Source organism: Arthrobacter sp. 05T423 (assembly GCF_056396245.1).
Genome location: NZ_JBFTLC010000004.1, coordinates 177347 through 200331, shown reverse-complemented (window position 1 = coordinate 200331; position 22985 = coordinate 177347). Strand labels below are relative to the sequence as shown.

The 22985-nt window shown below is 66.1% G+C and carries 20 protein-coding genes and 1 pseudogene; 8 read left to right on the top strand and 13 right to left on the bottom strand.

Annotation, left to right across the window (positions count from 1 at the left end; all coding sequences use genetic code 11):
• Nucleotides 1-520: pseudogene (locus AC1DFE_RS05670) on the bottom strand (hypothetical protein); the annotation flags it as partial.
• A 410-nt stretch (nucleotides 521-930) separates the two neighbouring features.
• Here AC1DFE_RS05670 and AC1DFE_RS05665 point away from each other — a divergent pair.
• Both AC1DFE_RS05665 and AC1DFE_RS05660 read left to right on the top strand, forming a co-directional pair.
• Entirely contained in the window at nucleotides 931-1803 is an 873-nt protein-coding gene (locus AC1DFE_RS05665) for a PRC and DUF2382 domain-containing protein (RefSeq protein WP_476904926.1), read from the top strand.
• Between the two features lie 102 nt (nucleotides 1804-1905).
• The gene (locus AC1DFE_RS05660) at nucleotides 1906-2625 is read left to right on the top strand and encodes a MarR family winged helix-turn-helix transcriptional regulator (RefSeq protein WP_476904925.1); all 720 of its coding nucleotides are present in this window, start codon (nucleotides 1906-1908) and stop codon (nucleotides 2623-2625) included.
• 123 nt (nucleotides 2626-2748) lie between these two features.
• Here AC1DFE_RS05660 and AC1DFE_RS05655 read toward each other — a convergent pair whose 3' ends face one another.
• Together AC1DFE_RS05655 and AC1DFE_RS05650 are read right to left on the bottom strand one after the other, a co-directional pair.
• Nucleotides 2749-2925: a hypothetical protein gene (locus AC1DFE_RS05655; RefSeq protein ID WP_476904924.1), complete on the bottom strand. Its 177-nt coding sequence runs from the start codon at nucleotides 2923-2925 to the stop codon at nucleotides 2749-2751.
• A gap of 88 nt (nucleotides 2926-3013) precedes the next feature.
• Nucleotides 3014-3367, bottom strand: a complete 354-nt coding sequence (locus AC1DFE_RS05650; RefSeq protein WP_476904923.1) for a hypothetical protein — start codon at nucleotides 3365-3367, stop codon at nucleotides 3014-3016.
• A 986-nt stretch (nucleotides 3368-4353) separates the two neighbouring features.
• Between AC1DFE_RS05650 and AC1DFE_RS05645 the strand changes: the two genes are divergently transcribed.
• Nucleotides 4354-4545, top strand: coding sequence for a hypothetical protein (locus tag AC1DFE_RS05645; RefSeq protein ID WP_476904922.1), 192 nt, complete (start codon nucleotides 4354-4356; stop codon nucleotides 4543-4545).
• 150 nt (nucleotides 4546-4695) lie between these two features.
• Here the strand turns inward: AC1DFE_RS05645 and AC1DFE_RS05640 are convergent, their stop codons facing one another.
• The gene (locus AC1DFE_RS05640; RefSeq protein WP_476904921.1) at nucleotides 4696-5157 is read right to left on the bottom strand and encodes a DUF4383 domain-containing protein; all 462 of its coding nucleotides are present in this window, start codon (nucleotides 5155-5157) and stop codon (nucleotides 4696-4698) included.
• 177 nt (nucleotides 5158-5334) lie between these two features.
• Here AC1DFE_RS05640 and AC1DFE_RS05635 point away from each other — a divergent pair, with 177 nt between their 5' ends.
• Nucleotides 5335-6654: a cell division protein PerM gene (locus AC1DFE_RS05635; RefSeq protein ID WP_476904920.1), complete on the top strand. Its 1320-nt coding sequence runs from the start codon at nucleotides 5335-5337 to the stop codon at nucleotides 6652-6654.
• 28 nt (nucleotides 6655-6682) lie between these two features.
• Here AC1DFE_RS05635 and AC1DFE_RS05630 read toward each other — a convergent pair whose 3' ends face one another.
• Nucleotides 6683-7126 carry a hypothetical protein gene (locus AC1DFE_RS05630; protein ID WP_476904919.1) on the bottom strand — a complete coding sequence of 148 codons (444 nt, stop codon included), beginning with the start codon at nucleotides 7124-7126 and terminating at the stop codon, nucleotides 6683-6685.
• A 39-nt stretch (nucleotides 7127-7165) separates the two neighbouring features.
• Between AC1DFE_RS05630 and purN the strand changes: the two genes are divergently transcribed.
• Nucleotides 7166-7741, top strand: coding sequence for a phosphoribosylglycinamide formyltransferase (gene purN, locus AC1DFE_RS05625; protein ID WP_476904918.1), 576 nt, complete (start codon nucleotides 7166-7168; stop codon nucleotides 7739-7741).
• Nucleotides 7742-7789: 48 nt separating this feature from the next.
• Here purN and AC1DFE_RS05620 read toward each other — a convergent pair whose 3' ends face one another.
• Nucleotides 7790-8425 carry a hypothetical protein gene (locus AC1DFE_RS05620; protein WP_476904917.1) on the bottom strand — a complete coding sequence of 212 codons (636 nt, stop codon included), beginning with the start codon at nucleotides 8423-8425 and terminating at the stop codon, nucleotides 7790-7792.
• Between the two features lie 454 nt (nucleotides 8426-8879).
• Nucleotides 8880-10232, bottom strand: a complete 1353-nt coding sequence (locus AC1DFE_RS05615; protein WP_476904916.1) for an MFS transporter — start codon at nucleotides 10230-10232, stop codon at nucleotides 8880-8882.
• Nucleotides 10233-10477: 245 nt separating this feature from the next.
• On the opposite strand from AC1DFE_RS05615, the gene purH reads away from it, so the two are divergent.
• The gene (gene purH, locus AC1DFE_RS05610) at nucleotides 10478-12148 is read left to right on the top strand and encodes a bifunctional phosphoribosylaminoimidazolecarboxamide formyltransferase/IMP cyclohydrolase (protein WP_476904915.1); all 1671 of its coding nucleotides are present in this window, start codon (nucleotides 10478-10480) and stop codon (nucleotides 12146-12148) included.
• Between the two features lie 135 nt (nucleotides 12149-12283).
• On the opposite strand, the gene AC1DFE_RS05605 is transcribed toward purH, so the two are convergent.
• Both AC1DFE_RS05605 and AC1DFE_RS05600 read right to left on the bottom strand, forming a co-directional pair.
• The gene (locus AC1DFE_RS05605; protein WP_476904914.1) at nucleotides 12284-12418 is read right to left on the bottom strand and encodes a hypothetical protein; all 135 of its coding nucleotides are present in this window, start codon (nucleotides 12416-12418) and stop codon (nucleotides 12284-12286) included.
• A 28-nt stretch (nucleotides 12419-12446) separates the two neighbouring features.
• Nucleotides 12447-13448, bottom strand: coding sequence for a trypsin-like serine peptidase (locus AC1DFE_RS05600; RefSeq protein ID WP_476904913.1), 1002 nt, complete (start codon nucleotides 13446-13448; stop codon nucleotides 12447-12449).
• 304 nt (nucleotides 13449-13752) lie between these two features.
• Between AC1DFE_RS05600 and AC1DFE_RS05595 the strand changes: the two genes are divergently transcribed.
• Nucleotides 13753-15972: an NADP-dependent isocitrate dehydrogenase gene (locus AC1DFE_RS05595; protein WP_476904912.1), complete on the top strand. Its 2220-nt coding sequence runs from the start codon at nucleotides 13753-13755 to the stop codon at nucleotides 15970-15972.
• A gap of 118 nt (nucleotides 15973-16090) precedes the next feature.
• On the opposite strand, the gene AC1DFE_RS05590 is transcribed toward AC1DFE_RS05595, so the two are convergent.
• The gene (locus AC1DFE_RS05590; RefSeq protein WP_476904911.1) at nucleotides 16091-16834 is read right to left on the bottom strand and encodes an SRPBCC family protein; all 744 of its coding nucleotides are present in this window, start codon (nucleotides 16832-16834) and stop codon (nucleotides 16091-16093) included.
• 270 nt (nucleotides 16835-17104) lie between these two features.
• Between AC1DFE_RS05590 and AC1DFE_RS05585 the strand changes: the two genes are divergently transcribed.
• The gene (locus tag AC1DFE_RS05585; protein ID WP_476904910.1) at nucleotides 17105-19321 is read left to right on the top strand and encodes a catalase; all 2217 of its coding nucleotides are present in this window, start codon (nucleotides 17105-17107) and stop codon (nucleotides 19319-19321) included.
• Nucleotides 19322-19392: 71 nt separating this feature from the next.
• Here the strand turns inward: AC1DFE_RS05585 and AC1DFE_RS05580 are convergent, their stop codons facing one another.
• The 3 genes from AC1DFE_RS05580 to AC1DFE_RS05570 all read right to left on the bottom strand — a co-directional run bounded on the left by AC1DFE_RS05580 (nucleotide 19393) and on the right by AC1DFE_RS05570 (nucleotide 22958).
• The gene (locus AC1DFE_RS05580; RefSeq protein ID WP_476904909.1) at nucleotides 19393-19917 is read right to left on the bottom strand and encodes a mucin-associated surface protein; all 525 of its coding nucleotides are present in this window, start codon (nucleotides 19915-19917) and stop codon (nucleotides 19393-19395) included.
• Nucleotides 19914-21104 carry a serine/threonine-protein kinase gene (locus AC1DFE_RS05575; RefSeq protein ID WP_476904908.1) on the bottom strand — a complete coding sequence of 397 codons (1191 nt, stop codon included), beginning with the start codon at nucleotides 21102-21104 and terminating at the stop codon, nucleotides 19914-19916. The genes AC1DFE_RS05580 and AC1DFE_RS05575 overlap by 4 nt, the downstream gene beginning before the upstream one ends.
• A 225-nt stretch (nucleotides 21105-21329) precedes the next feature.
• Nucleotides 21330-22958, bottom strand: a complete 1629-nt coding sequence (locus tag AC1DFE_RS05570) for a hypothetical protein (RefSeq protein ID WP_476904907.1) — start codon at nucleotides 22956-22958, stop codon at nucleotides 21330-21332.
• Nucleotides 22959-22985: the final 27 nt, after the last annotated feature.

Sequence of the window (22985 nt, the reverse complement as noted above, 5' to 3'; positions counted from 1 at the left end):
AGCCCGGATCCCGGTTGTCCAGCCAGGAAGCGACCGATTCGGAGCGGTCGGCGGCCTGCCGGATCAGGTCCGCGGCCACCCCCTGCTGGTCMGGSGCGTCGGCCATGGTGCGCAGCTGYGAGGAGATGGTGCGGATGCCTTCGGCGGCCYTGGCCTGCTGGGTGCCGGCCTGGTCCGTGAGGTCCGACTTCGCCTGGTGCAGCAGATCCTTGGCGCTGTTCTTGGCTTCATACGCGACRTTCTTGGCCTCGGTCTTGGCCGTCTCGGCCACGTTCTGCGCGGCGCCGGCAGCCTGGCCCGCCACGTTCGCGGCCTCGTCCTTCGCCACGTCCTTCTTCGAGGCGTCATCCTGGTACCCCGTGGTGCCTGGGTAGTCGGAGGTGCCTGCGCCGGTGGTGCCGTAGCCGGCGGTGCCCGCTCCAGTTTCGCCATAACCGGTGGTGCTGGGGTCGTAAGCCGGGTTCTGTGTGACCGGGGGAGTGGTGAGGTCTTCATCCTGCGGCCATTGGTTCTCAGTCATCTTCGCTCTCTCTTTCCGAAAGGGGCAGCTGCTGTACAGGAACCAGCGTTGCTGGCATGTAATGGTAAGCATGTTTACTAATAAATAGTAAGCACGCTTGTCATTCTTTCCCACCCCTTCTTTCTTGGTTCTGACATGAGGGGGTAGGGTGCCGCAGGATGGCGCGGGTTGCCGGGCGCCCGGGGGCGGTTGATCCCAAGAAAAAAGCTAAGCAGGCTTGCCAACCTGATAGTAAGCATGCTTAGGGTGTAGGTGTGGGGTCGGATGACCTGCCACGGCGCGACGGTGGATTCCCGCCACGCACGGCACCTGCCGGTCTTCGTGGCCATGGCGCCGTAGCGGCCCATCGCCGCCGCCGGTTGAACGTGAACAGCCAAAGTGAACAAGTAGTCAACATCCAAGGAGACAGAATGCTCGCCAAGGAACACATCGACGACCTGCTCAACAAGAACGGAAACATTCTCTCCACGGACGGCGCCAAGATAGGGTCTCTCGGCCAGGTCTATGCCGACGACGACAACGGACAGCCAACGTGGGTCACCGTACGCACAGGCCTTTTCGGTACGTCCGAGTCCTTCATCCCCCTCGAAGGTGCCCGCGTTGACGGAGCCGACATTGTGGTCCCTTACAGCAAGGACCAGGTTAGGGATGCCCCGCGCGTGGAGGCGGAGGGACACCTTGATCCGGCAGAAGAGGACCGGCTTTATGAGCACTACCAGCTGATCGGAACGGTAACATACACCGAAGCCAGGAACGGGCACACCGCCGGCACCAGCGACGCACCGGGCAGGTCAGCTGCCGGCCTTTCCGCCACTGAGCGGGATGCAGGATTCGCTGCTGCAGGGGGCGGCGGTACGTACAGCGCGGCGGATGACAGGGCTGGTATTGACACGGCAGCACCGGCCGACGATGACGCTATGACCCGTTCAGAGGAACGGTTGGATGTCGGCACGGAGAGGCACGCTGTCGGCCGGGCGCGTCTGCGCAAATACGTGGTGACGGAAAACGTTACTCGGACAGTTCCCGTGCGGCGCGAGGAGGTGCGGCTGGAACGTGAACTGATCACGGAAGGAAACCAAGGCGCTGCCCGGAGCGGTCCGGGCATCAGCGGAGCCGAACACGAAGTGGTCCTGCACGAAGAACGTCCCGTGGTGGACAAGGAAACCGTTCCCGTTGAGCGGGTCAGGCTGGACACGGAAACCGTCACCGACGAAGTGACGGTAGACGAACAGGTCCGCAAGGAGCGCATTGAGGCCGACGGCGTAGACGACACCCGCCGCTGACGTTGCCCACACCGGGGCCGGGGTTTCCGGCCCCGGTGTTCTCGGCATTTCAGGCTGGCGGCGTTGCCGGCCGGGGCTCAAAGGGAAAGAAGGTTAAAACCGATGGTCCCGAATCCTGACGCGGAGCAGTGGGGACCTCACCAGCTGCTGTCCATGGCCGCCAGGCTTGTCCAGCGCAGGCAGGACCAGGCCTTGGCCGAACTCGGCCTTACCCACGCCGCGGTCATCGCACTGCAGGGCCTCGTCGAAGGGCCGCTGAACCAGGAAGAGTTGGCCGCCGACATCAAGGTCCGCAGTCAGTCCATCGGCAGGGTTCTGGTTCGCCTTGAGGCGGCTGGGCTGGTGGCGCGTGAGTCCAGTTCCCTGGACAGGCGGCACAACGAGGTATCCATTACCGAAGCAGGCCGCCAGGCGCTGGAGGCAGCCCGGAAAGCCGAGCAGGACGCGCTGCCCCCTGATGTCGTCGAGGGCACCGTCCTAAGCCGGGAGTTGGCGCGGGTTATCAGCTACTTTCCCGGCCGTGCCAAAGCCGTCTCGGGCAGGAACCAAGATCCAGCCGCAGACGACGCCGCGGAAGCGGACTCTCCCGTAGCCGGTGCACCCACCAAAGGCGCGGCGCTCACAGAGGCTGCGCCCACAGAAGGTGCGCCCACAGAAGGTGTGCAGAAGGCTTCGAATGCGGACATGTCAGCAGAACCCGCGGAGGCGGCACTGCCCGCAGGGGCAGACGAGGTTGCTGCGCAGGACTCCACGCAGGAGTCGCAGGGCCGAGCCGGCACCGGTCATAAGTCAAACGCATCGGGCGACACCAGCCCGAACTGAGGCGGACTAGTCATGGAGAGGATAAGTGTCGCCGCGCCGCGCGCGGCGACACTTATCCTTGCTGGCTTCCAACAGCGTCCGATCGCAGGGCAGGACTGTACTCGAGCTTGACTGGGACAATCCTTAGCGTCGCTGTTGCATCGGGTCCGGCCAGTTGCCGATGACGCTGGACATGGGGTCGGGCCAGTTTCCGATCCGGCCGCGCATGGGGTCGGGCCAGTTTCCGGTCCGGCCGTTCTGGACTCCGGACTGCGGACGGGACGGGCGGGGGGCAGCAGACAGCGGGGCGTGGGTAGACATGATATTTTCTCCTGACTGAACTGATGGTCCATACGCAGAACTGCGCAGGCGGTCGTTTCTGCCCGGAACATGGGCAGAGCTGACCTGTTCAGTCGGGGGAACACCCCGGGTCGGAGGCTGGGCTGGCAGGAAGGTCCTGGGCAGGATCGAACACGCGGGCACCGGCTCGCAGCGGCGTCCGGTCCCAATCTCCTGCCGTTTCAGCGGTCTGTGCGCCGGAGCCCTCGGAACCTGAGGAGGAGTTCCCTGAGGCTCCCTCGCTCACGGCAAAGAACTGAAGATGGCTGTCGCCGGGCGGCGTGTCGCGGTGCGGTTTGGGTGCGGCGGCGCTGACGACTGCGAGCTCTCGCTGCTCGGGCGTGGTCATCTGAAGCTCGGCCAGCGAGAGGCCCGTGCCGCCGAGCGGCAGGCCGGCGACGGTCGCCGGCATGTCCTCGAGCACTGTCTCTACCGATGTTGCGGCCTGAGCCCCGTCTGCGGTCTTCCGAGGGGTCGTCCCCGGCCTAACCGCCGGGCGCGAAGCGTAACCAGCCGGCGCAGCAACATCCGGCTGGTTGCCCCCGGTGCCGGGACCCGGCGTCGAAGGCTCGATGCCCGGCTGCGGAGCCACCGGCTGTTCCAGCCCCGGTACTGACGGGACGGAGACGGACGGGACGGGCACCGCCGGGACACGTACGGAAGGAACAGACACTGTCGGGACACGTACGGAAGGGACGGGCGCCGATGGAACGGGTAAGGCGGGGAGCGGAACAGACGGAATGACCTGCCCCGCCGGTTTTGCTGGCAGCTGAGGCACGGACGAAATGGCGCCTTTTGTGGCTGTGACTACGCTGTCCACCTTGCCGAGCACGGGTGCCGTCGCGGTGGTCACCGTGGTAACCGCCCTTGACGCCTCACTAACGACGGTTCCGGCGGCGCCTGCAACTGTGCCGACCACCGTCGATACAGGTTTGGTGACTGCCGTAGGGAGACCGGGAGCCGCCGGCAGGGCAGGCACGACCGGCAGCAGCTTGGTGGCCTGAGCCGCTCGGGGACCGGTGGAAGCGAGAGGAGCAGACATTGCGGGCTTCGCGGTGGCAGACACGGGCGGGGTGTTCAGCGAACCCGCATTTAGCGAACCCGTATTGAGGGAACCAGTGTTCAGGGAGCCAGCGCCAAGTGAATCGGCCGTCACAGTGTCCCCGGAAGCTGCATCGGCGGATGCCGCGCCCCAAATAATCCAAGCCATTGCCAGGAGAACGGGCAGCAGCAGGGCGCGCGGGATGGTTGTTTTGAGTAAGCGCACCCTGTTGCCCATTTGCATCACCCCCCAGCGCAATGGAAGGCCAGAATATGCCCGTCGCCCGGTTCCGTCCAGAGGGAAATCATTCGCGCATGCTGGCGGGTGCGTTAAATCGCAATAAAATTGAAGCAGAAGGTGCTTTAGGGATGTCAGGATCCATCGTCGTCGTCCTTGTGCTGCTTGCCGTAATAGCCGTCGTCGCCATTGCGGCCACAGTGGTTGCCGTCCTGCGCGACGGGCGCGGCAAAGTCCGCCCCGAACCGTCCGAGGAGCCCTGGACTGCCGGGAATCTGCCCAGCGAGCCTTACGCCCGTATCCGTTTCAAGTCGGGCTTTTAACTGCCCCCGCATGGCCAGGAAAGAGCGGACGCAAAGTTGGTGCAGCCGCCCACGACTCTGCGTGGCCGCCTGCACCAACCGGTAGTACGAATACTCAGATTAGATATCTACTCATTCGCGGCTCCTAGTTCCCGGCGTTCGCGTTCCGGGCTATTTCCTGTCCTCGACCGAATGCCGTGAAAACATCCAGCCGGCGGCAATCATCAGCACGCCCAGCACCATGTGCGTCCAGTTGTCCAGCATGTTCAGCGACAGGAAGTTGGCCGCCGACTCCACTCCGACACTGAGCCCATAGATGCTAAGGACGATGTACAGCGCACCGGCGCCCATGAGGAACCTCCGCGCGCCCATCTCGCCGCGGGACATGCCCCACCCGGTTGCCCCAATGACCAGCTGCACGATGTTGAGCAGCATGGATACCTGGAACAGGCCGAGCACCATGGCGTGCGAATCGGGCCCGAGGAACATCATTTCGCCATACCGTGCGGTGATCCCCGGGATGAACCCGAGCACACCGGCCACCATCAAGACAGTACCTACACCCATGCCAGCGTTCTGGACGTCAGTCCTGCCAAAGTGGACGCCGTGTGCATGTGGGGATGCGGTAGTCATTTTCTGCCTCCAACCACTGAATGCGGACAAGCTAATTTTACGTCGGGCCCTCCGAAAAAGCGCTCGCCGTTGGGCTTGCCGTGGACCGGCGCGGGCACACTTAGCGTTTGATATTCCCGCGCCGTTGAGCCTGTCGAAAACAGGGGAGCCGGGCCGCGCATGGCACGATGGGAGGCGATGAAACTGCGTGCTGACCAGACCGGAGACCGTGGCCTTCCCATGCCCTTGTGGCTGCAGGGCGGGCTCGAGTCCGCGCAGGCGGCCATCATTTCGGCGCTGGTGGTCATGGCCCCCATCGTTGCGGTGTGGGCGACCTCAGGATTCGGGAGCATTGGCCTCGAGGCCCTGGCGCGGCTTGCGGGCCAGGCCTGGCTGGCCATCCACGGGGTACCCCTTTATCTCACCACCGTGGGGGAGGGCGCTGCCGCGCGGCCCGAGACCGGCACATTGACGCTCCTTCCGCTGGGCCTGACCCTTATCCCGTTCCTTCTGGCCTGGCGGGCGGGCCGGCGCCTGGCCCGGGCGTCGTACACGGACCAACTTTGGCAGGCGCTGCTCGGCTCGTGGCTGGTTTATGCGGGCTTTGGCATCGCCACCGGGTTTATCTGCCGGACCGAGGACGTCGCGGTTTTCCTGTGGTGGGCCGGGCTACTCCCGCTGGTTCCGTTCGGCCTCGGCATGGTGATCGGCGCGCGGCGGGAGGCCGGTTCGTGGAGCCGGCTGATCGGCGTCGATGCCGTTGACTGGATCTCCCGCACCAGCCAGCACTCGCGATGGGCAGGTTCGTACCTGGCCTCCGCAGCCAAAGCGGGCTTCGTGGCCGTTATCGCGGCGCTCGCCATCTCTGCAACGCTGCTGGCCGTCGACCTTTTCATCCACTGGAACCTCGTGGTGGCGGTCTATGAAGCGCTCGACGCCGGACCCGTGGGAGGCGCGGCACTCACCATCGCGCAGCTCGGCTTTCTTCCCAACCTGGCGGTATTCGCCCTCGCCTGGCTGACCGGCTCGGGATTTGCGCTGGGCGCAGGTTCGCAGGTGGGTCCGCTGGGCACCGCCGTGGGACCGCTGCCGACCATCCCCGTTTTTGCGGCGATCCCGGCCGGCCCCCTGCATTTCGGGCTGGTGGCGCTGGTGGTTCCCGTGCTCGCCGGAGTGCTGGCCGGCTGGTGGTTCCTGCGCGAAGGTGAAAACCACTTCGATGAATGGCTGTCCATCAAGGTCAACGTCCGCTGGCTGACCGCGGCCGCGTCCACGCTTTTCCTGGCCCTCATCATCGGGGCCGTGGCTGGCGTGCTTGCGGCAGCCCTCACCTGGCTGGCGCGCGGCTCGGCCGGCATCGGCCGCCTCAGGGACATCGGCCCGGACCCGTTGTGGACGGCAGTCTGGCTTACCGCGGAAGTCGGAATCGGCGTCGTAATTGGCTACGCAGCGGGACCGTGGCTGGAACGCCGGCAGCTCCGGACCGCCGACGTGGGGGCGGCCCCGAGCAGCAAGTAACCTCGGCGCGCCGTTTGGTTCGCGAGCCCTAGCGGACTGGCTGCTGCAGCGGGCCGGGCAGTGAGTTCTCCAGCTGGGCCAAGCACTCCGTGCTTGCCTTGCTCGTCAATGCCTGGCGGGAGCAGTGTTGGAAGTCCCGGACCTGGTTGAAGAACAGCGCCGAGGTCAGGACCAGGAGAACCATCACGGCCGAAACCACCAGGCCGGAAATCGTTCCGAACAGGACCAGCCTGGATTCCCTGAACCGGACCGCCCGGATGAGCACCACGATCCCCAGCACGAGCGCCGCCGCCGTCAGTATGGCCGTGAGCCACAGGTAGGCGATGTCCAGCTGGAACACGAAGAAGGCGCCCAGCACGGCAACGATGAACATGCGGAACAGCGTGTGCGTCTTCTGGAGCGAGGCTTTGGCCTCCTCGCTGAGCGGACGCGCGGTCCGCTGCGACCCCTGGGGGCCCGGAGTGGGGTTCATGTTTTCCAGCCTACGCGAGCAGCCGCCTAAGCTTGAGCAATGCGCATAGTAGTCCTCGTCTCCGGAACCGGTTCCAACCTCCAGGCCGTCATCGACGCCGTGCAAGCCGGGGACCTGGACGTGGAGATCGCCGCGGTGGGCGCGGACCGCCCCGGGACGTACGGCGTGGAACGCTCTGCTGCCGCCGGTATTGACACGTTCGTGGTGGACTTCAAGGGCTACCCGGACCGCGCGCAGTGGAACGCCGCGCTGACCGAAGCGGTTGCCGCGTACCAGCCGGATGTGGTGGTGTCCTCAGGCTTCATGCGGATCGTGAGCCCTGAGTTCATTGACGCGTTCGACGGTAAATACCTCAACACGCACCCCGCGCTGCTGCCATCATTTCCGGGCGCCCATGGGGTCCGCGACGCCATGGCCTACGGCGTGAAGGTCACGGGCTGCACCGTGCACTGGGCCGACGCCGGCGTGGACACGGGGCCCATCATCGCGCAGGAGGCCGTGGCCATCGAGGACAGCGACACCGAGGAATCCCTGCACGAACGGATCAAGGTGGTGGAGCGCCGGCTGCTGGTTTCCACCCTGACGTCCCTCGCCGCCGCGCACGTACCCAACTGACYCGCAGTTGTTGTCGTTTTGAGCCCTCAAAACGACAACAACTGCGAGTCASTTGGGTGACCAGTCCCTGCTGAGTAGCGCGGCGCGGACTTTCGCGATGGCGGCCCGAGCATCATTCCGCATGTGGCGCTTGGAGATCCTGACAAGCAGCCAGCCGGCGCGGCTGTAGTCCTCCTCCCTGGCAATGTCACGGACGATCTGCTCGGCTCCCGAGTGGCCCTCACCTTCGTATTCGGCCGCCACCCGCTGTTCGGGATAGCCAAGGTCGGGTTGACGTACGACGCCGGGACAGAGTTCGGTGCGTACATTGAGTTGCGGTTCCGGCAGGCCAGCCTGCTCCAGCGCCAGCCGTAGCCGCGTTTCCGGCGCCGAATCCGCACCGACCCTCGCCAAGTCGAGGGCGAGTCTGGCTTTCCGGATGCCCGGTGTACCTTTATGCCTGTCCAGCATGTCGGCCAACTGCTCCAGCGTGGAGTGCGGCTCCGTCCTGTCTTCAAACTCGGGTCTGGGAACTCGCAGGAGATGGTCCGCCACCACAGCTAACTCATCAACACTCATCTTCCGCGCGACGTCCAGCCAGGTACGGACTCTGCTTGTCACCAGCAGTCCATCCACGCAAACGATTTCGTCGTCGAAGAACTGTCCCACATGACCGACGACGCCCGTGCGGCGCGGAATGGCCATCGTATCCGGCCGGGAGATATGGACACGCGGATCCCGTTGACCGGGGAGGAACCCAGGGAACTGCCAGAAGGTAAAGGCGGTGGCGTGGGATGCAGCCGAAAACTCGGTCACCCTCGTGAATGGCCGGATTGTCTCCGGCGGGAACGGCGCTAACCCCCGGCTGGTTCCGTAGGTGGGCACTCTGATGCCCCGGCTGGGTGAGTACAGCGAACCGTGCCGCAAGCGCCTCAGGCTGACACCGGCGTCGACCGCTTCCTGGAACGTGAATGGTGCCAGGGCAAGCGGCTCGGGAAGAGGTTGAGGAATCTTCACGGGACCATGGTCGCAAACCTGAAACCTGCTTCGGCGGTTATCCACAGGCCAACGTGCCGCTAGCCCAACTGACTCGCAGTTGTTGTMGTTTTGAGGGCTCAAAACGACAACAACTGCGRGTCAGTTGGGGAGAAGAGGAGCGCTACTCGAGGCGGCGCTGGCGGGTTTCGGGGGAGAAGAACGCCATCCACAGGACGGACAGGACCACCAGTGCGCCGGCGAGGGCGAACGACGTTGCCAGGCCCAGCTGCGGCCAGAAATAGTTCGCAAAGATGAGCGGGCCGAAGCCTGCCCCCAGCCGCGAGAACGTTGAAGCCCAGCCAAAGCCGCTGCCCCGCAGTTCCGTGGGGTACAGCTCGGAAACGTACGTGTAGAGCACCGGAATGGCCACCTGCACCACGAACCCGAACACCAGCAGCCAGAAGACCGCGGCGGCGGGCACATCCACCACGAACGCCACCACCACCAGGACAAGCGCGGACAGTGGCCCGGTGATGGCCAGCAGCCACCTGCGGCCCACGCGCTCCACGAGCAGCGCTGCCGCGATGACGCCCAGAAGCCCGACGGCGGCCATCCCCGCCGTCGTCAGGAACGCCTTGTATTCGGCGAACCCGGCGCCGATCAGGATCCGCGGCATCCACGTGAGGGACAGGTAGTAAACCAGCAGGATGCTCATGAACAGGGCCCATGCGGCGGCGGTGATCTTCCAGTTGAACTGCCAGACCCCGCGCAGCTGCTGTAACGCGCTGCCCGCGGAAAGCCGCGGCACTGTCTGCGGCTCGGGCAGGCTGTAGGCGCGGGCCTCGGCTCCGGTGGCCTCGACCAGGCCGTCAATCACGCGGGCCGCTTCGTCGCGGCGGCCCTTGCGGATCAGGAACAGCGGCGACTCGGGCACGCTGCGCCGGATCCAGAACACCAGCAGGGCAGGCAGCACCATAACTAGCATGGTCAGGCGCCAGTCCGCGAAGGCGGCAACGAGCCAGGCGGAGACGAAGCCGCAGAGCGCCGCACCCACAGGCCACCAGCCGTCCATGGCGGTGAGGACCCTGCCGCGCTGCTTTCGGGGTGTGAATTCGCCCACGAGCGCGTAGTCCACGGGAATGCAGCCGCCCAGGCCGAATCCGGCCATGAAGCGGAAGACGCAGAACCAGAGGAAGTCCGGGGAGAAGGCACCGAGAACCGTGAAGACCGAGAAGATCAGCAGCGTGGCCGTGAAGGCCTTCCTGCGCCCGATGGTGTCCGCGATGGTGCCCCAGATGAAGGCGCCCACGGCCATCCCGATCAGGTTTGCCGTGCCGATCCAGCCGGCCTCGCCCGGGGTGAGGCTCCACTGTGTGGACAGCAAAGGAATGAGGATGCCGTTGAGGGTGACGTCCCAGGCGTCGAACATGAATCCGAGGCCGCCGATCACGAAGATCCGGCCCTGAACCTTCCAGCGCCAAGGCAGTTCCTGGACTACCTGCTCGCCACTGGGCACAGCGGTATAAATATTCATCTCGGCCTCCTGCTTAAACCTTACGGTGCGGAAGGCCCCGGAAGGCCCCGGAAGGCCCCGGAAGGCCCCGGAAGGCCCCGGGGCACCGGGGCCGGAACGCCTGGCCGCGCTGGGGCAGAAGGCCGGGGGATGCCGGGGTCTTCACACTGGGACCGCCAGCAGGAGAGGGCCCGTCGACACGATAAACTGGGCCGTATCCCCACCAACCGCGGCACACCAACCGCGAGATAAAGACGGAGACTTTCGTGAGCTTGACGCAGCTTGACCGTGTTCCCATTCGCCGGGCCCTGATCTCGGTATACGACAAGACCGGTCTGGAGGAGCTCGCCAAGGGCCTGCACGCAGCAGGCGTCAAAATTGTTTCCACCGGCTCGACCGCCAAGAAGATCGCCGCGGCCGGCATTCCGGTCCAGGAAGTCGAAGAAGTCACCGGTTCGCCGGAAATGCTCGACGGCCGGGTCAAGACCCTGCACCCGCGCGTCCACGGCGGCATCCTCGCCGACCGCCGCGTCCCCGCCCACATGGAAACCCTCGCCAAGATGGAGATCGAGGCCTTCGACCTCGTGGTGGTGAACCTCTACCCGTTCGTGGAGACGGTGAAGTCCGGCGCCGCGCAGGACGACGTCGTGGAGCAGATCGACATCGGAGGCCCCGCCATGGTGCGCTCCGCTGCGAAGAACCACGCCGCCGTCGCCATTGTGGTGGACCCGGCATTCTACGGCGACGTGGTCCGCGCGGCCGCCGAGGGCGGCTTCGACCTCAAGACCCGCCGCCGGCTGGCAGCGAAGGCGTTCGCGCACACCGCTACGTACGACACTGCCGTGGCCACCTGGACCGCCAGCCAGTTCCTCGACGAGGACGGTGACGGCGTCATTGACTGGCCCGCCTACGCCGGCCTGGCCCTGGAACGCTCCGAGGTGCTGCGCTACGGTGAGAACCCGCACCAGCAGGCCGCGCTCTACGTGGATAAGGCAGCCCCGGCAGGCATCGCCCAGGCGGACCAGATCCACGGCAAGGCCATGAGCTACAACAACTTCGTGGACGCCGACGCAGCACTCCGCGCCGCCTACGACTTCGCCGAGCCCGCCGTGGCCATCATCAAGCATGCCAACCCCTGCGGTGTGGCAGTGGCGTCCGCCGACGCCGCCGACCCGATCGCCGATGCCCACGCCAAGGCCCACGCCTGCGACCCCGTCTCCGCTTTCGGCGGCGTCATCGCCGCGAACCGCACGGTGACGGCCGGCATGGCCCAAACCGTGGCCGGCATCTTCACCGAGGTGGTCATCGCCCCCGGCTTCGAGCCCGAGGCCGTGGAGATCCTCTCCAAGAAGAAGAACATCCGCCTGCTGTCCCTCCCCGAGGGCTACGGCCGCTACCCGGCTGAAATCCGCCAGGTCTCCGGCGGCGTGCTGGTACAGGTCACGGACAAGGTGGACGCCGACGGCGACAACCCCGCCAACTGGACGCTCGCCGCCGGCGAGGCAGCCGACGACGCCACGCTAGCCGACCTCACCTTCGCCTGGACCGCCTGCCGCGCGGCCAAGTCCAACGCCATCCTGCTCGCCTCGAACGGTGCAGCGGTGGGCATCGGCATGGGCCAGGTCAACCGCCTGGACTCCTGCAAGCTTGCCGTTGAGCGGGCCAACACACTGGGCCTCCAGGTTGAGTCCGACGTCGACGGCGCCGGCGGGGCTTCAAACGCGAACGCCAGCGGCGCCCCTGCCCGCGCCCGCGGCGCGGTGGCAGCCTCCGACGCGTTCTTCCCCTTCGCCGACGGCCTGCAGATCCTGATCGACGCCGGCGTGCGGGCCGTGGTCCAGCCTGGAGGTTCGGTCCGTGACGAGGAAGTCGTCGCGGCGGCCAACGCTGCGGGCATCACCATGTACTTCACCGGCGCCCGCCACTTCTTCCACTAATCCCCCCGCCCTAACCTCGCTGCGCTCAGCTAGGGAACCCGGGCGGCGTGGGCCCAGCAAAGCTTCACTAAGAATGCAAAGCCCGACGGCGGCTGCCCCCTTAAGGGGACGGCCGCCGTCGGGCTTTAACCTGGTCTAGCTTTCGTCAGTTTCGGGCTGCCGTTCCTCCGGGACCGGCAACCGGATGTCCCTGGGAACAGCTTCGGCCATCCGTTCCGGGGTCCAGTAGGCCAGGACCTCTTCGGGCGTCTGGCTGACGCTGTGGCTCACCGCAGCGTCAGCGGAACCCGCATTTTCCTCACTTCTTCTGTGCACTGTCGTAGACCTTCATGGTGGTCGAGCCCCAGTACGGCCCGAACATGGTGGTTGAACTCGTTCCGTACCCGTAGCTGTTGACGGAATTCTGGAAGCCGTCCGCCCCGCTTACGGCGTCCGGGTTGCTGCCCTGGGCAAACCACGGGCCGCCCGAGGAGCCGCCCGTCATGTCACAGGCTATGCCCTGCGAATTGAACTGGGGGTTGATCGTGTCGTCCCTGGCCGTGCCCGTGCAGCTGACCAGGGTCTGGCCGGTGAACGGGGCCGCGGCCGGGTAGCCAAAGGACTTGTACGTCAGGCCGCGGGACTGGTTGAACTCCACGCCGGATGCCCCCACCACGTCGGCCAGGTACTTGCCTCCCACCCGGGCCACCACGGCAAAGCCGGTGTCGTACCGGATGTCGCCGCCGGAGGTCCAGTTCCGTGCGGCGTGCAGGGAGCGGGCCGGCCACTGGCCGTAGGGGGCCGTGCCGTTGATGTACCCGGGAACGAAGACCCAGTTGGTGGCGAAGGCGCCCGGTCCCTCATTGACGCAGTGGCCGGCGGTGGCCACCAGGCTCTTGTTGTCGGCGGAAATCGAGTTGCCGGAGCAGACGTAGTTGTTTCCGGCGAGGGTGAAGAAGACCTTGCCGACGTGCTTCACCGGCGCTTCGTTGGCGTGCAGGGCCGTGGTTACCGTGGTCTGCGGGGCGGTACCGGCGAATCTCGTTAGCGCTCCCGACTCCACGGCAGCCGCGGAGGGGCCCTTGTTGTCCTGCCGGGCCACGGCCTTGGCGGCCAGTACATCGCCGGGGACGGCGGCGCGCATGCGCTCGGGCGTCCAGTAGCCCTGCGGGCTGGACGCGGGCGTGCTTGCGACCTGCAGTTGGGTTGAGTCCTGCGACGTTGCAGAAGAGGCTGTGGCGCCGCCGAGGGCGCTCAATACCAGCAGCAGCCCTGTGGAAAGGCCCAGAAGGCTGCCAGCCAGAGTCTTTTTGCTCGTCATTGCGGTCCTACCTATCAGGTGGGGCGGGCCCCTGGAGGCACGCCGGGTGACTGATTGATCTGCCCCTGCCGCAAGGGGTTCCAACTGGGTTCAGCCGCCGAAGCGGTATTTCTTTATGAGAGAAAGATTAGAGGTCCACGGCGCCGGGGACAATGGATAGTGTGAGCGAAGACACGGGAACGGGGTCATTCAAGGGCATCGGGCCGTCCGGGTAAGGTTCATCCGGTTCACCTCGGGTAAGTTAAAGGTTGGTGAAATAGCCGGAATACCAGATACAAGCCGACCTTCAGGGAGACGCCCGAGCATGGCCAAAATTATCTATACCCACACCGACGAAGCGCCAATGCTGGCCACATATTCGTTCCTGCCGATCATCGAGGCGTTCGCGTCCACGGCAGGTGTGCAGGTGGAGACCCGCGACATTTCGCTGGCCGGGCGCATCATCGCCGTCTTCGGCGACTACCTCACTGAAGAGCAGCAGATCGGCGACGCACTGGCAGAACTCGGTGAACTGGCGAAGAAGCCGGAAGCCAACATCATTAAGCTGCCCAACATCAGCGCATCCGTGCCGCAGCTGAAGGCCGCCATTGCCGAGCTTCAGTCCCAGGGCTACAAGCTGCCGGACTACCCGGACAACCCCACGTCCGACGAAGAGACCGCCATCCGGTCCCGCTACGACAAGATCAAGGGCTCCGCCGTAAACCCGGTCCTGCGTGAAGGCAACTCGGACCGCCGTGCGCCGCTGTCGGTCAAGAACTACGCCCGCAAGAACCCGCACTCCATGGGTGCCTGGACTCCCGAGTCCAAGACCAACGTGGCACACATGGAAGCCGGCGACTTCCGCTCCAACGAAAAGTCTGTGGTGGTTCCGGCCGACGGCACCATCGAAATCCAGCTGGTCCGCGAGGACGGCACGGTCAAGGTCCTGAAGAAGGCCTTCCCGGTCCTCGCCGGTGAAGTGATCGACGGCACCGTGATGCGCGCCGCCGCCCTGGACGAATTCCTGGCAGCACAGGTAGCCCGCGCCAAGGACGAGGGCGTGCTCTTCTCCGCACACCTGAAGGCCACCATGATGAAGGTCTCCGACCCCATCATCTTCGGCCACGTCGTCAAGGCCTACTTCTCCGAGCTGTTCGACACCTACGGCAAGCAGCTCGCAGCGGCAGGCCTCAGCCCCAACAACGGCCTCGCCTCCATCCTCAACGGACTGGACGAGCTGCCCGAGGACGTCCGCGAAGGCGTCCAGGCCGCCATCAAGAAGGGCCTCGAAGAAGGCCCCGCGATCGCCATGGTCGATTCCGACAAGGGCATCACCAACCTGCACGTCCCCAGCGATGTCATCGTTGACGCCTCCATGCCCGCCATGATCCGCACCTCCGGCCACATGTGGGGCCCGGACGGCAAGGAAGCAGACACCCTGGCGGTGCTCCCGGACAGCTCCTACGCCGGCATCTACCAGGTTGTCATCGACGACTGCCGCGCCAACGGCGCCTTCGACCCCACCACCATGGGCACGGTTCCGAACGTCGGCCTCATGGCCCAGGCTGCCGAGGAATACGGCAGCCACGACAAGACCTTCGAGGCCCAGGTCCCCGGCAAGATCCAGGTGGTGGACGGCTCAGGCAACGTCCTGATCGAGCACGAAGTTGCCCCGGGCGACATCTGGCGTGCCTGCCAGACCAAGGACCTGCCCATCCGCGACTGGGTGAAGCTGGCCGTGAACCGCGCCCGCGCGTCCCAGACTCCGGCAGTGTTCTGGCTGGACGAGACCCGCGCCCACGACGCCAAGCTCATCGAGAAGGTCCGCGAATACCTGCAGGAGCACGACACCGAGGGCCTGCAGATCGAGATCCTGTCCCCGGAGAAGGCTACCGCCTTCACCTTGGAGCGCATCCGCAAGGGCGAGGACACCATCTCCGTCACCGGCAACGTGCTGCGCGACTACCTGACCGACCTGTTCCCGATCCTGGAACTCGGCACCAGCGCCAAGATGCTGTCCATCGTTCCGCTGATCAACGGCGGCGGGCTCTTTGAGACCGGTGCCGGTGGCTCGGCCCCGAAGCACGTCCAGCAGCTGCTGAAGGAAGACCACCTTCGCTGGGACAGCCTGGGTGAATTCCTGGCGCTGGCCGTCAGCTTCGAGCACCTGGCCAACACCACCGACAACCCCCGCGCGCAGATCCTGGCCGACACCCTGGACCGCGCCACCGGCACGTTCCTGCTCGAGAACAAATCCCCGAGCCGCAAGGTCGGCGAAATCGACAACCGCGGCAGCCACTACTACCTGGCGCAGTACTGGGCACAGGAACTGGCCAAGCAGACCGAGGACGCCGAACTGGCAGCCGCCTTCGCATCGGTTGCTGACGCACTGACGTCCAACGAGGAAGCCATCGTTTCCGAACTGCTGGAGGCCCAGGGCCAGCCGGTGGACATCGGCGGCTACTACCGCCCCGACGCCGAGAAGGCTGCCGCCGTCATGCGGCCGTCCGCCACGCTCAACAAGATCGTCGCCAGCCTGAGCTAACTTTTTGGCTCCCGGCTTCGATACCGAGCCAAGGAAACGCCCCGCCACTCGTTTGAGTGGCGGGGCGTTTTTGTCCCTGCTGGGACCGGCGGCTGCTTGGACGAGCGGGAACCGTGGGCTACCGGTCGGGAATGTCGTCGCGGCGGGTGTCCGTGTGCCGGGTTTCGGTCCGCGGCTCGCCGGCGTCGGTGTCCCCGTAGGGCGCGTCGACGGCCATGTCCGGGTCCGTATCCACGGGCCGTTCCGTTGCCGAGGCGTCGTAGGCGTCGCCGGACTCGTAGCTGCGGCCCGGAACCGCGTCCATGCCAGCCGCCTCCGAGTAGCCGATGTCCGCGCCGGGGTCGCCATTGCCACCGGCTGCCGTAGCGCCAACGCCGGCCGTCGCCGAGCCCGTGTCGCCTTCCACATCGCCGCCGCTGACGCTTTCACGCCAGGCGCCGGTTTCCGTGTCCCGCTCCTCGATGAACTTCTTGAACTTCCTCAGGTCCGCTGCGACCTGCCGGGAATCAAGACCGGTGGCTGCGCCGAGCTTCTCCATCGCGGATTCGGGCTCCCAGGTCAGTTCCACGTTGACCTTGGTTTGGTTGGCTTCCAGGGACTCAAACCACACGGTGCCCGAGTTCCGCGGTTCGTTCAGGCTCTCCCACGTGACCCGCTGGTCCGGTTGCTGGACGGTGATCTGGGCGTCGTACTCACGCTTCACGCCGGCAATGCTGGTTTCGAAATGAACAGTGGTGTCATCAAGCTGACGGACGGCGTCCACGCCGCTCATGAAATTCGGGAAATCCTCAAACTGGGTCCATTGGTTGTAGGCCTGGCGTACGGGAACATCGACAGTGATCGATTCCTGGACAGTTGCCATGCTTGGTTCACTCCTTCAGCGTACGGGCGGATGACCCGTGGTTCTGATTGCCCTTGTTCGGATGGAACACCTCCAACGTAGCCGGAAGCCGCCGGCATTTGAAGAGAGAAGTAAGTCTGCTGACTATGAAGCGCAGGCCGCCTAAATGACGGACTGTGGTTGTGGTGACCACCGGGTTTCATAGGGTACTAAGCAGGCTTATCTTTCGGTGGGTGCCCAGCGCCCCAATGCCGAGTCCGGTTAGCCGCCGCTTCGGAAAGGATCATCTCTGTGCCTGAAGAAACAGCAATCAACATTCCGGGAGCACCGGCAGGCGAGCAACCCGCCGTCGTCGAACCCACTACGCCGCGGGAACCGCTGCCGCCCAAGCCGGACCAGCAGGGGCCGGAAGCGGTGTCCCCGACCGGCAGCCCCACAGGTGCGCCGGAACACTCCCGGGCGCAGTCCGGGCAGTACCTGACTACAGCGCAGGGCCTCCGGCTGGCGGATACCGACCACTCGCTGAAGGCCGGTCCGCGGGGACCCATCCTGCTCCAGGACCATCACCTGCGGGAGAAGATCACCCACTTCGACCACGAGAGGATTCCGGAGCGCGTGGTGCATGCCCGGGGCGCCGGGGCCCACGGCGTGTTCCGTTCGTACGGCACTGCCGCCAATATCACCAGGGCAGGCTTTCTCGCGAAGGACGTCGAAACTCCGGTGTTCGTCAGGTTCTCCACGGTCCTGGGCTCCCGCGGCTCTGCCGACACCGTTCGGGACACCCGCGGATTCTCCACCAAGTTCTACACCGACGAGGGAACCTACGACCTGGTGGGCAACAACATTCCCGTGTTCTTCATCCAGGACGGGATCAAGTTCCCGGACATTGTGCACGCCGCGAAGCCGCATCCGGACCGCGAGATCCCGCAGGCCCAGAGCGCCCACGACACGTTCTGGGATTTCGTGTCCCTGCACACCGAGGCGCAGGCGCACACCATGTGGAACATGTCGGACCGCGGGATCCCGCGTTCCTACCGGACCATGGAAGGCTTCGGCGTCCACACGTTCCGCCTGGTCGACGCCGAGGGCGCCACGACGCTGGTCAAGTTCCACTGGAAGCCGAAGCAGGGCGTGCACTCCCTGGTGTGGGAGGAAGCCCAGATCATCAACGGCATGGATCCGGACTTCCACCGGCGGGACCTGGCTGACGCGATCGAGGCCGGCGCCTACCCGGAGTGGGAGCTGGGCATCCAGACCTTCCCGGACACCGAGGACCAGATGTTCGAGGGAATCGACCTGCTGGATCCCACCAAGTTTGTGCCCGAGGAACTGGCCCCGGTCCAGCCGATCGGGCTGATGACGCTCAACACCAACCCGGTCAACTACTTCGCGGAGACGGAGCAGGTGGCTTTCCACCCAGGGCATCTCGTGCCGGGCATCGACGTCACCAACGATCCGCTGCTGCAGGTCAGGCTGTTCTCTTACCTCGACACCCAGATTTCGCGGCTGGGCGGACCGAACTTCGCTCAGATCCCCATCAACCGTCCGCAGGCCCCGGTGAACGACATGCTACGCGACGGCATGCACCAGACCGCCGTCCACGCCGGGGTGGCGCCCTACCGGCCCAATTCCCTCGACGGCGGCTGCCCGTTCAAGGCTGGGGCGGACGTCGGGGCCTTCGTCGATGTGCCGGAAGCCGTGGCGGAAGCCATCAAGCAGCGGAAGAATCCGGCCTCCTTCGACGATCATTACAGCCAGCCCCGGCTGTTCTTCCGCAGCCTCACGCCGGTGGAGCGGGACCACGTGATCCAGGCCTACACGTTCGAGCTGGGCAAGTGCTACGAGAAGACGGTCCGTGAGCGCCAGCTGCTCGCGCTGGCCAACATCGACGCCTCGCTGTGCGCCGCGGTGGCCAGTGGGCTGGGCATGCCAGCTCCCGAGGGCACCGAGGACGTGCCGGACGCCCAGACCAGCCCTGCCCTGTCGCAACTGGGGAGGTCCTGGCCGGTCGCGGGCCGCGTCGTCGGGATCGTGGCGGACGGGTCCAGCGACCTCGAAGCCATCCGGGACGCCCGCAAGGCGCTCGACGACGCCGGCATCGTACCGCTGGTGATCGCACCGTCCGGTGGGACGCTCGGGGGAGAGGGCGACGGCGGCATCCCGGTTCAGCGGACCTACCTCACCGCCCGCTCAACCGAGTTCGACGCGGTTATTGTGGCGGGCTCCGGAGCGCCGGCGGACGACGCCGAGCAGGGGCTGGACGCCGAAGCCGGTGACCCCGGTGGATCCCTTGATCCCCGCGTCGTGCTGTTGCTGTCCGAGGCCTTCCGCCATGCCAAGGCCATCGGGGCGTGGGGATCAGGCTCCGCCGGTGCGGCCGCGGCGAGTATCCGGGACGACGCGGCCGGGGTGGTGCTGGGCGACAGCGCCGAGCAGGTGGTTCCGCAGATCCAGGAGCTGCTGGCTTCCCACCGGGCGTGGGAGCGCTTCCCGGCAGCAACTTCCTGACGGGCGGACAAACGTCCTGACGGGCGAGGAACCGTCCTGCGTGTTGAAGAACAGGGACTGGTCCCGGGGGACTAGTCCTTGTTCTTGCCGGGACCCTTGTCCTTGTTTCCACCCGGGCTGCCCTTGCCCGCGTTGCCTTGCTTTCCGCCGTTCGCGGGAACCGGGGCGGGGGCGGGGGCTGGAAGCGGGACCACGGCTGCCGGCGCGGTTGTCGGTGAAGGTTTCGCGGAGGCGGCTGCCGCGGCCTGCGCGGCTGCATCGGCGGCAGCCTTCCTGGCGGCCTGGACTGCCGCAAGGTCGGTCCGCACAGAAGTGATAGCCGCCGTGATGCTCCGGTGGCGTTTGAAGGAAACCTGCCCTTCAGCCGCCGCAGCATCCAGTTCGGAGGACAGCCGGTCCAGGGACTTCAAGGCGGCGGCGGGGTCGCTTCCGGCTGCAGCCTTGCTGACTTCCAGAACGCGCTGTTGAAGCTTTGCGGCCGCGTCTGCCTCGAGTTCCGGCGCGCCGGCGCAGCCAGCGAGTCCTGCTGCCAACATGCATCCCGTGAGGATGGCCAGCGCACGCCGCCACGCTGCCGGTGCCTGGCGTGGGCTCATGGTTGAACGCTCCTTTGCAGCTCCACGAGATGGTCGCCCAAGGTGCCGGTGACGCTGGGGTAGGGGACGACGGCGGGCGTTACAGCTGAGTTGGCAGCGACGGTCATCGCCGCCGCGCCGCCCAGCAGGACGGCTGCCGCAAGTGCGGCGCCAAGGCGGAAGGCCCGCCGCCTCTTCGCTCCAACCGTTGTGATGTTCGGGCCGGCGGGAGTATTGGCTGTTGTTTTGGCGGTGGGCTGCGTTTCCGAAAGCCCGGCCGGGAGTATCGACGGCGGCCGGGCCGGCAGCGCGGGGAGAACGCGGGTGTGCTCCTCGGTCAAGTCCGCCGGGGCTGACTCCGGAGATACCAGTGCATGCCGTAGGGCCACTTCCAGGTCCGCGGCGGAGGGCCGCTCCAGCGGGTCGAGAGCGGTCATGGAGGCCAGCAGGTGCTGCCATTCCGTGGGCAGGTCATCAGGTATTTCGGGGGCCCGGTGCAAGCGCGCCACCGCTGATTCCACCGCGCTGCCCGGATACTCAACAGTGCCCTTTATGCATTCCAGGAGCACAAGGCCGAGCGAGTAGATGTCCGAGGCGGGCGAAAGCGGCGAGCCCATGGCCTGCTCGGGGCTTAGGTACGCAGCCGTGCCCACCATGGTGCCGGTGGCGGTCAGCCGGGTGCCGTCCACAATCCTGGCAATGCCGAAGTCTGTCAGCTTGGGCCGCACCGGCTCGCCGGGACGAACCTGGACGAGGAGGATGTTGGCGGGCTTGATGTCGCGGTGGATGATGCCCAGCCCGTGGACGTAGGCGAGGGCGTCGGCGATCCCGGCGCCGATGACGGACAGTTCGTCGAGCGGAACGCGGCTGAAGCGGAGGCGGCTGCGCAGGTCCTGCCCGTCCACGAGTTCCATGGTGAGGAAGGGCCTGGGCTGTTCCGGCACGCGGGTGTCCACGCCGGCGTCGAAAAGAGTGACGAGGCTGGGGTGGTTCAGCGTTGCCAGGAGCCGGATCTCGGCTTCTTGCCGCTTGAGTTCATCGGCTTCTGCGGCGTGAGGCGTGAAGAGCTTCAGTGCCACCTCCCGGCCCAGATTCTGATCCCGGGCCGCGTAGACGCACGACATGCCGCCGCGGCCGATCACCCCGCCCAGCCGGTAACGCCCGCCCAGTACATCCGTTGTCACCCCGGTGGGCGTTTCTTCTAACACGTTGCCATCCTTATCAGCTCTGGCTCGGTGTTAAGGGTAATACGTTTACTTAGTAATTGACGCCGTTGTCTGGTGCGTGGGGAGCGGCCCGACGCGGACCCGTGAGGAGCCGTGCTGACGGGGCGCGGCTTCGCCGGCGGCCCGTCATCCGACAGTCCCGAGGACTGCCGTGATGCGGACCGCCGACGAAAGGCGGCTATTCCTGTCGGGGCAGAGGCCGGACTGCTATGCCTTCTTCCTGCGGATCACCAGAAGTGCGCCGATGGCGAGCAGGACCAGGGCGATCGGCAGCAACCCAGCATCGGCTCCCGTATTGGCGAGCGTCTGCTGCGCGGCGGCTACGTTTCCGTTGGCCATGTTTGCCGTGGTTGCCGTGCTTTCCGATGCGGAGACGCCCGTGGTCAGCGAGCCGGCAGGCAGGATGGCGGCACCCGTCGTGGCGGTCGCCGTGCCACTGCCCGTACCCGTTGCGGATCCGCCGGCGGTGTCGGTCCCGGTTCCGGTGCCGTCAGTGCCGTCGGTCCCGTCGGTCCCGGTTGCCGTGCCGTCGGCGCCGGTGGTGCCATCCGTTCCCGTTCCTTCACCCGGATCAGAGCCGTTGCCGGTTCCGTCACCCGGATCAGTGGCAGGAGGCGCCGTCACAGTTCCTGCGCCAAGTCCGATGCCGAGGTCGACACCCAGATTTACAGACGTGTCAGTTCCCGTACCGAGGCCCAAATCGACGGTGCCTTCAGCACCATTTCCGAGAGACCCGGTGTTGCCCAGGTTGACGTCGACGACGCCGGACAGGTCAGGCGTGGTGCTGCCTGTTCCGGTGCCGCTGTTATTACCGAGGCTAACGTCGACGAGGGCGTCAGCGAGGGTGCCGTCAGTGCCGTTCCCCATGACTGCGGTGTTGCCGAGGTTCACGTTGAGGGCGGCTGCGACGTCGGTGGCGGGGACGGTTGTCCCGGTGTCTGTTCCGGTCACTGCGGTGTTACCGAGGTTGACGTCGAGGGCGGCTGCGACGTCGGTGGCGGGGACGGTTGTCCCGGTGTCTGTTCCGGTCACTGCGGTGTTACCGAGGTTGACGTCGAGGGCGGCTGCGACGTCGGTGGCGGGGACGGTTGTCCCGGTGCCAGTTCCGGTCACTGCGGTGTTGCCGAGGTTGACGTCGAGGGCGGCTGCCACGGCGGCGGCGGGAACCGTTGTGCCAGTTCCGGTCACTGCGGTGTTGCCGAGGTTGACGTCGAGGGCGGCTGCCACGGCGGCGGCGGGAACGGTTGTCCCGGTGCCCGTCGTCGTGTTGCCGAGGTTGACGTTCGCGGCGGCTGCGACGTCGGCGGCGGAAACCGTTGTGCCAGTTCCGGTCACTGCGGTGTTGCCGAGGTTGACGTTCGCGGCGGCTGCGACGTCGGCGGCGGGGACGGTGGTGTCTGTTCCGGTCACTGCGGTGTTGCCGATGTTCACGTCCACCGCAGCCGTGGCAACAGCGGCTGGAACAGCCGTACCGCCTCCGGTGCCGGTCCCGCCGAGGTTGACGTCTACCAGGGCCGTCGCGTCTGGTGCCGCCGCGGCAGTGCCGCCGTTCGACGTACCGCCGTTCGACGTACCGCCGTTCGACGTACCGCTGTTCGACGTACCGCTGTTGAGGCCGAGGTCGGCAGAAACGCTCACCGCGGAAGAATTCGACGGCGCTGGGCCACCCAGCAGACCCAGCGACGTCGAAGCATTAAGGTCCGCCGAAGCGGTTGCAGACGCGATGTTGACCGCGCCTGTGGCAGTGGTGTCCGCGCTCGCCGCGGTTGCGCCGAGCGCAAGAAGCCCCCCGGCGAAGAGGGTGCCTAATAGGCCCCTGCGTATTGTCTGGTGCATTGTGGTGTCTCCTGAAAAGTTGTTGTC

Excerpts from the sequence above, each read along its gene's own strand:
- purN (WP_476904918.1), top strand. The coding sequence starts at position 7,166 with ATGCGCATAGTAGTCCTCGTCTCCGGAACCGGTTCCAACCTCCAGGCC.
- AC1DFE_RS05595 (WP_476904912.1), top strand. The coding sequence starts at position 13,753 with ATGGCCAAAATTATCTATACCCACACCGACGAAGCGCCAATGCTGGCC.
- AC1DFE_RS05655 (WP_476904924.1), bottom strand. The coding sequence starts at position 2,925 with ATGTCTACCCACGCCCCGCTGTCTGCTGCCCCCCGCCCGTCCCGTCCG.
- AC1DFE_RS05600 (WP_476904913.1), bottom strand. The coding sequence starts at position 13,448 with ATGACGAGCAAAAAGACTCTGGCTGGCAGCCTTCTGGGCCTTTCCACA.
- AC1DFE_RS05630 (WP_476904919.1), bottom strand. The coding sequence starts at position 7,126 with ATGAACCCCACTCCGGGCCCCCAGGGGTCGCAGCGGACCGCGCGTCCG.
- AC1DFE_RS05590 (WP_476904911.1), bottom strand. The coding sequence starts at position 16,834 with ATGGCAACTGTCCAGGAATCGATCACTGTCGATGTTCCCGTACGCCAG.
- AC1DFE_RS05645 (WP_476904922.1), top strand. The coding sequence starts at position 4,354 with ATGTCAGGATCCATCGTCGTCGTCCTTGTGCTGCTTGCCGTAATAGCC.
- AC1DFE_RS05640 (WP_476904921.1), bottom strand. The coding sequence starts at position 5,157 with ATGACTACCGCATCCCCACATGCACACGGCGTCCACTTTGGCAGGACT.
- AC1DFE_RS05665 (WP_476904926.1), top strand. The coding sequence starts at position 931 with ATGCTCGCCAAGGAACACATCGACGACCTGCTCAACAAGAACGGAAAC.
- AC1DFE_RS05570 (WP_476904907.1), bottom strand. The coding sequence starts at position 22,958 with ATGCACCAGACAATACGCAGGGGCCTATTAGGCACCCTCTTCGCCGGG.
- AC1DFE_RS05660 (WP_476904925.1), top strand. The coding sequence starts at position 1,906 with ATGGTCCCGAATCCTGACGCGGAGCAGTGGGGACCTCACCAGCTGCTG.
- AC1DFE_RS05580 (WP_476904909.1), bottom strand. The coding sequence starts at position 19,917 with ATGAGCCCACGCCAGGCACCGGCAGCGTGGCGGCGTGCGCTGGCCATC.
- AC1DFE_RS05615 (WP_476904916.1), bottom strand. The coding sequence starts at position 10,232 with ATGAATATTTATACCGCTGTGCCCAGTGGCGAGCAGGTAGTCCAGGAA.
- AC1DFE_RS05635 (WP_476904920.1), top strand. The coding sequence starts at position 5,335 with ATGAAACTGCGTGCTGACCAGACCGGAGACCGTGGCCTTCCCATGCCC.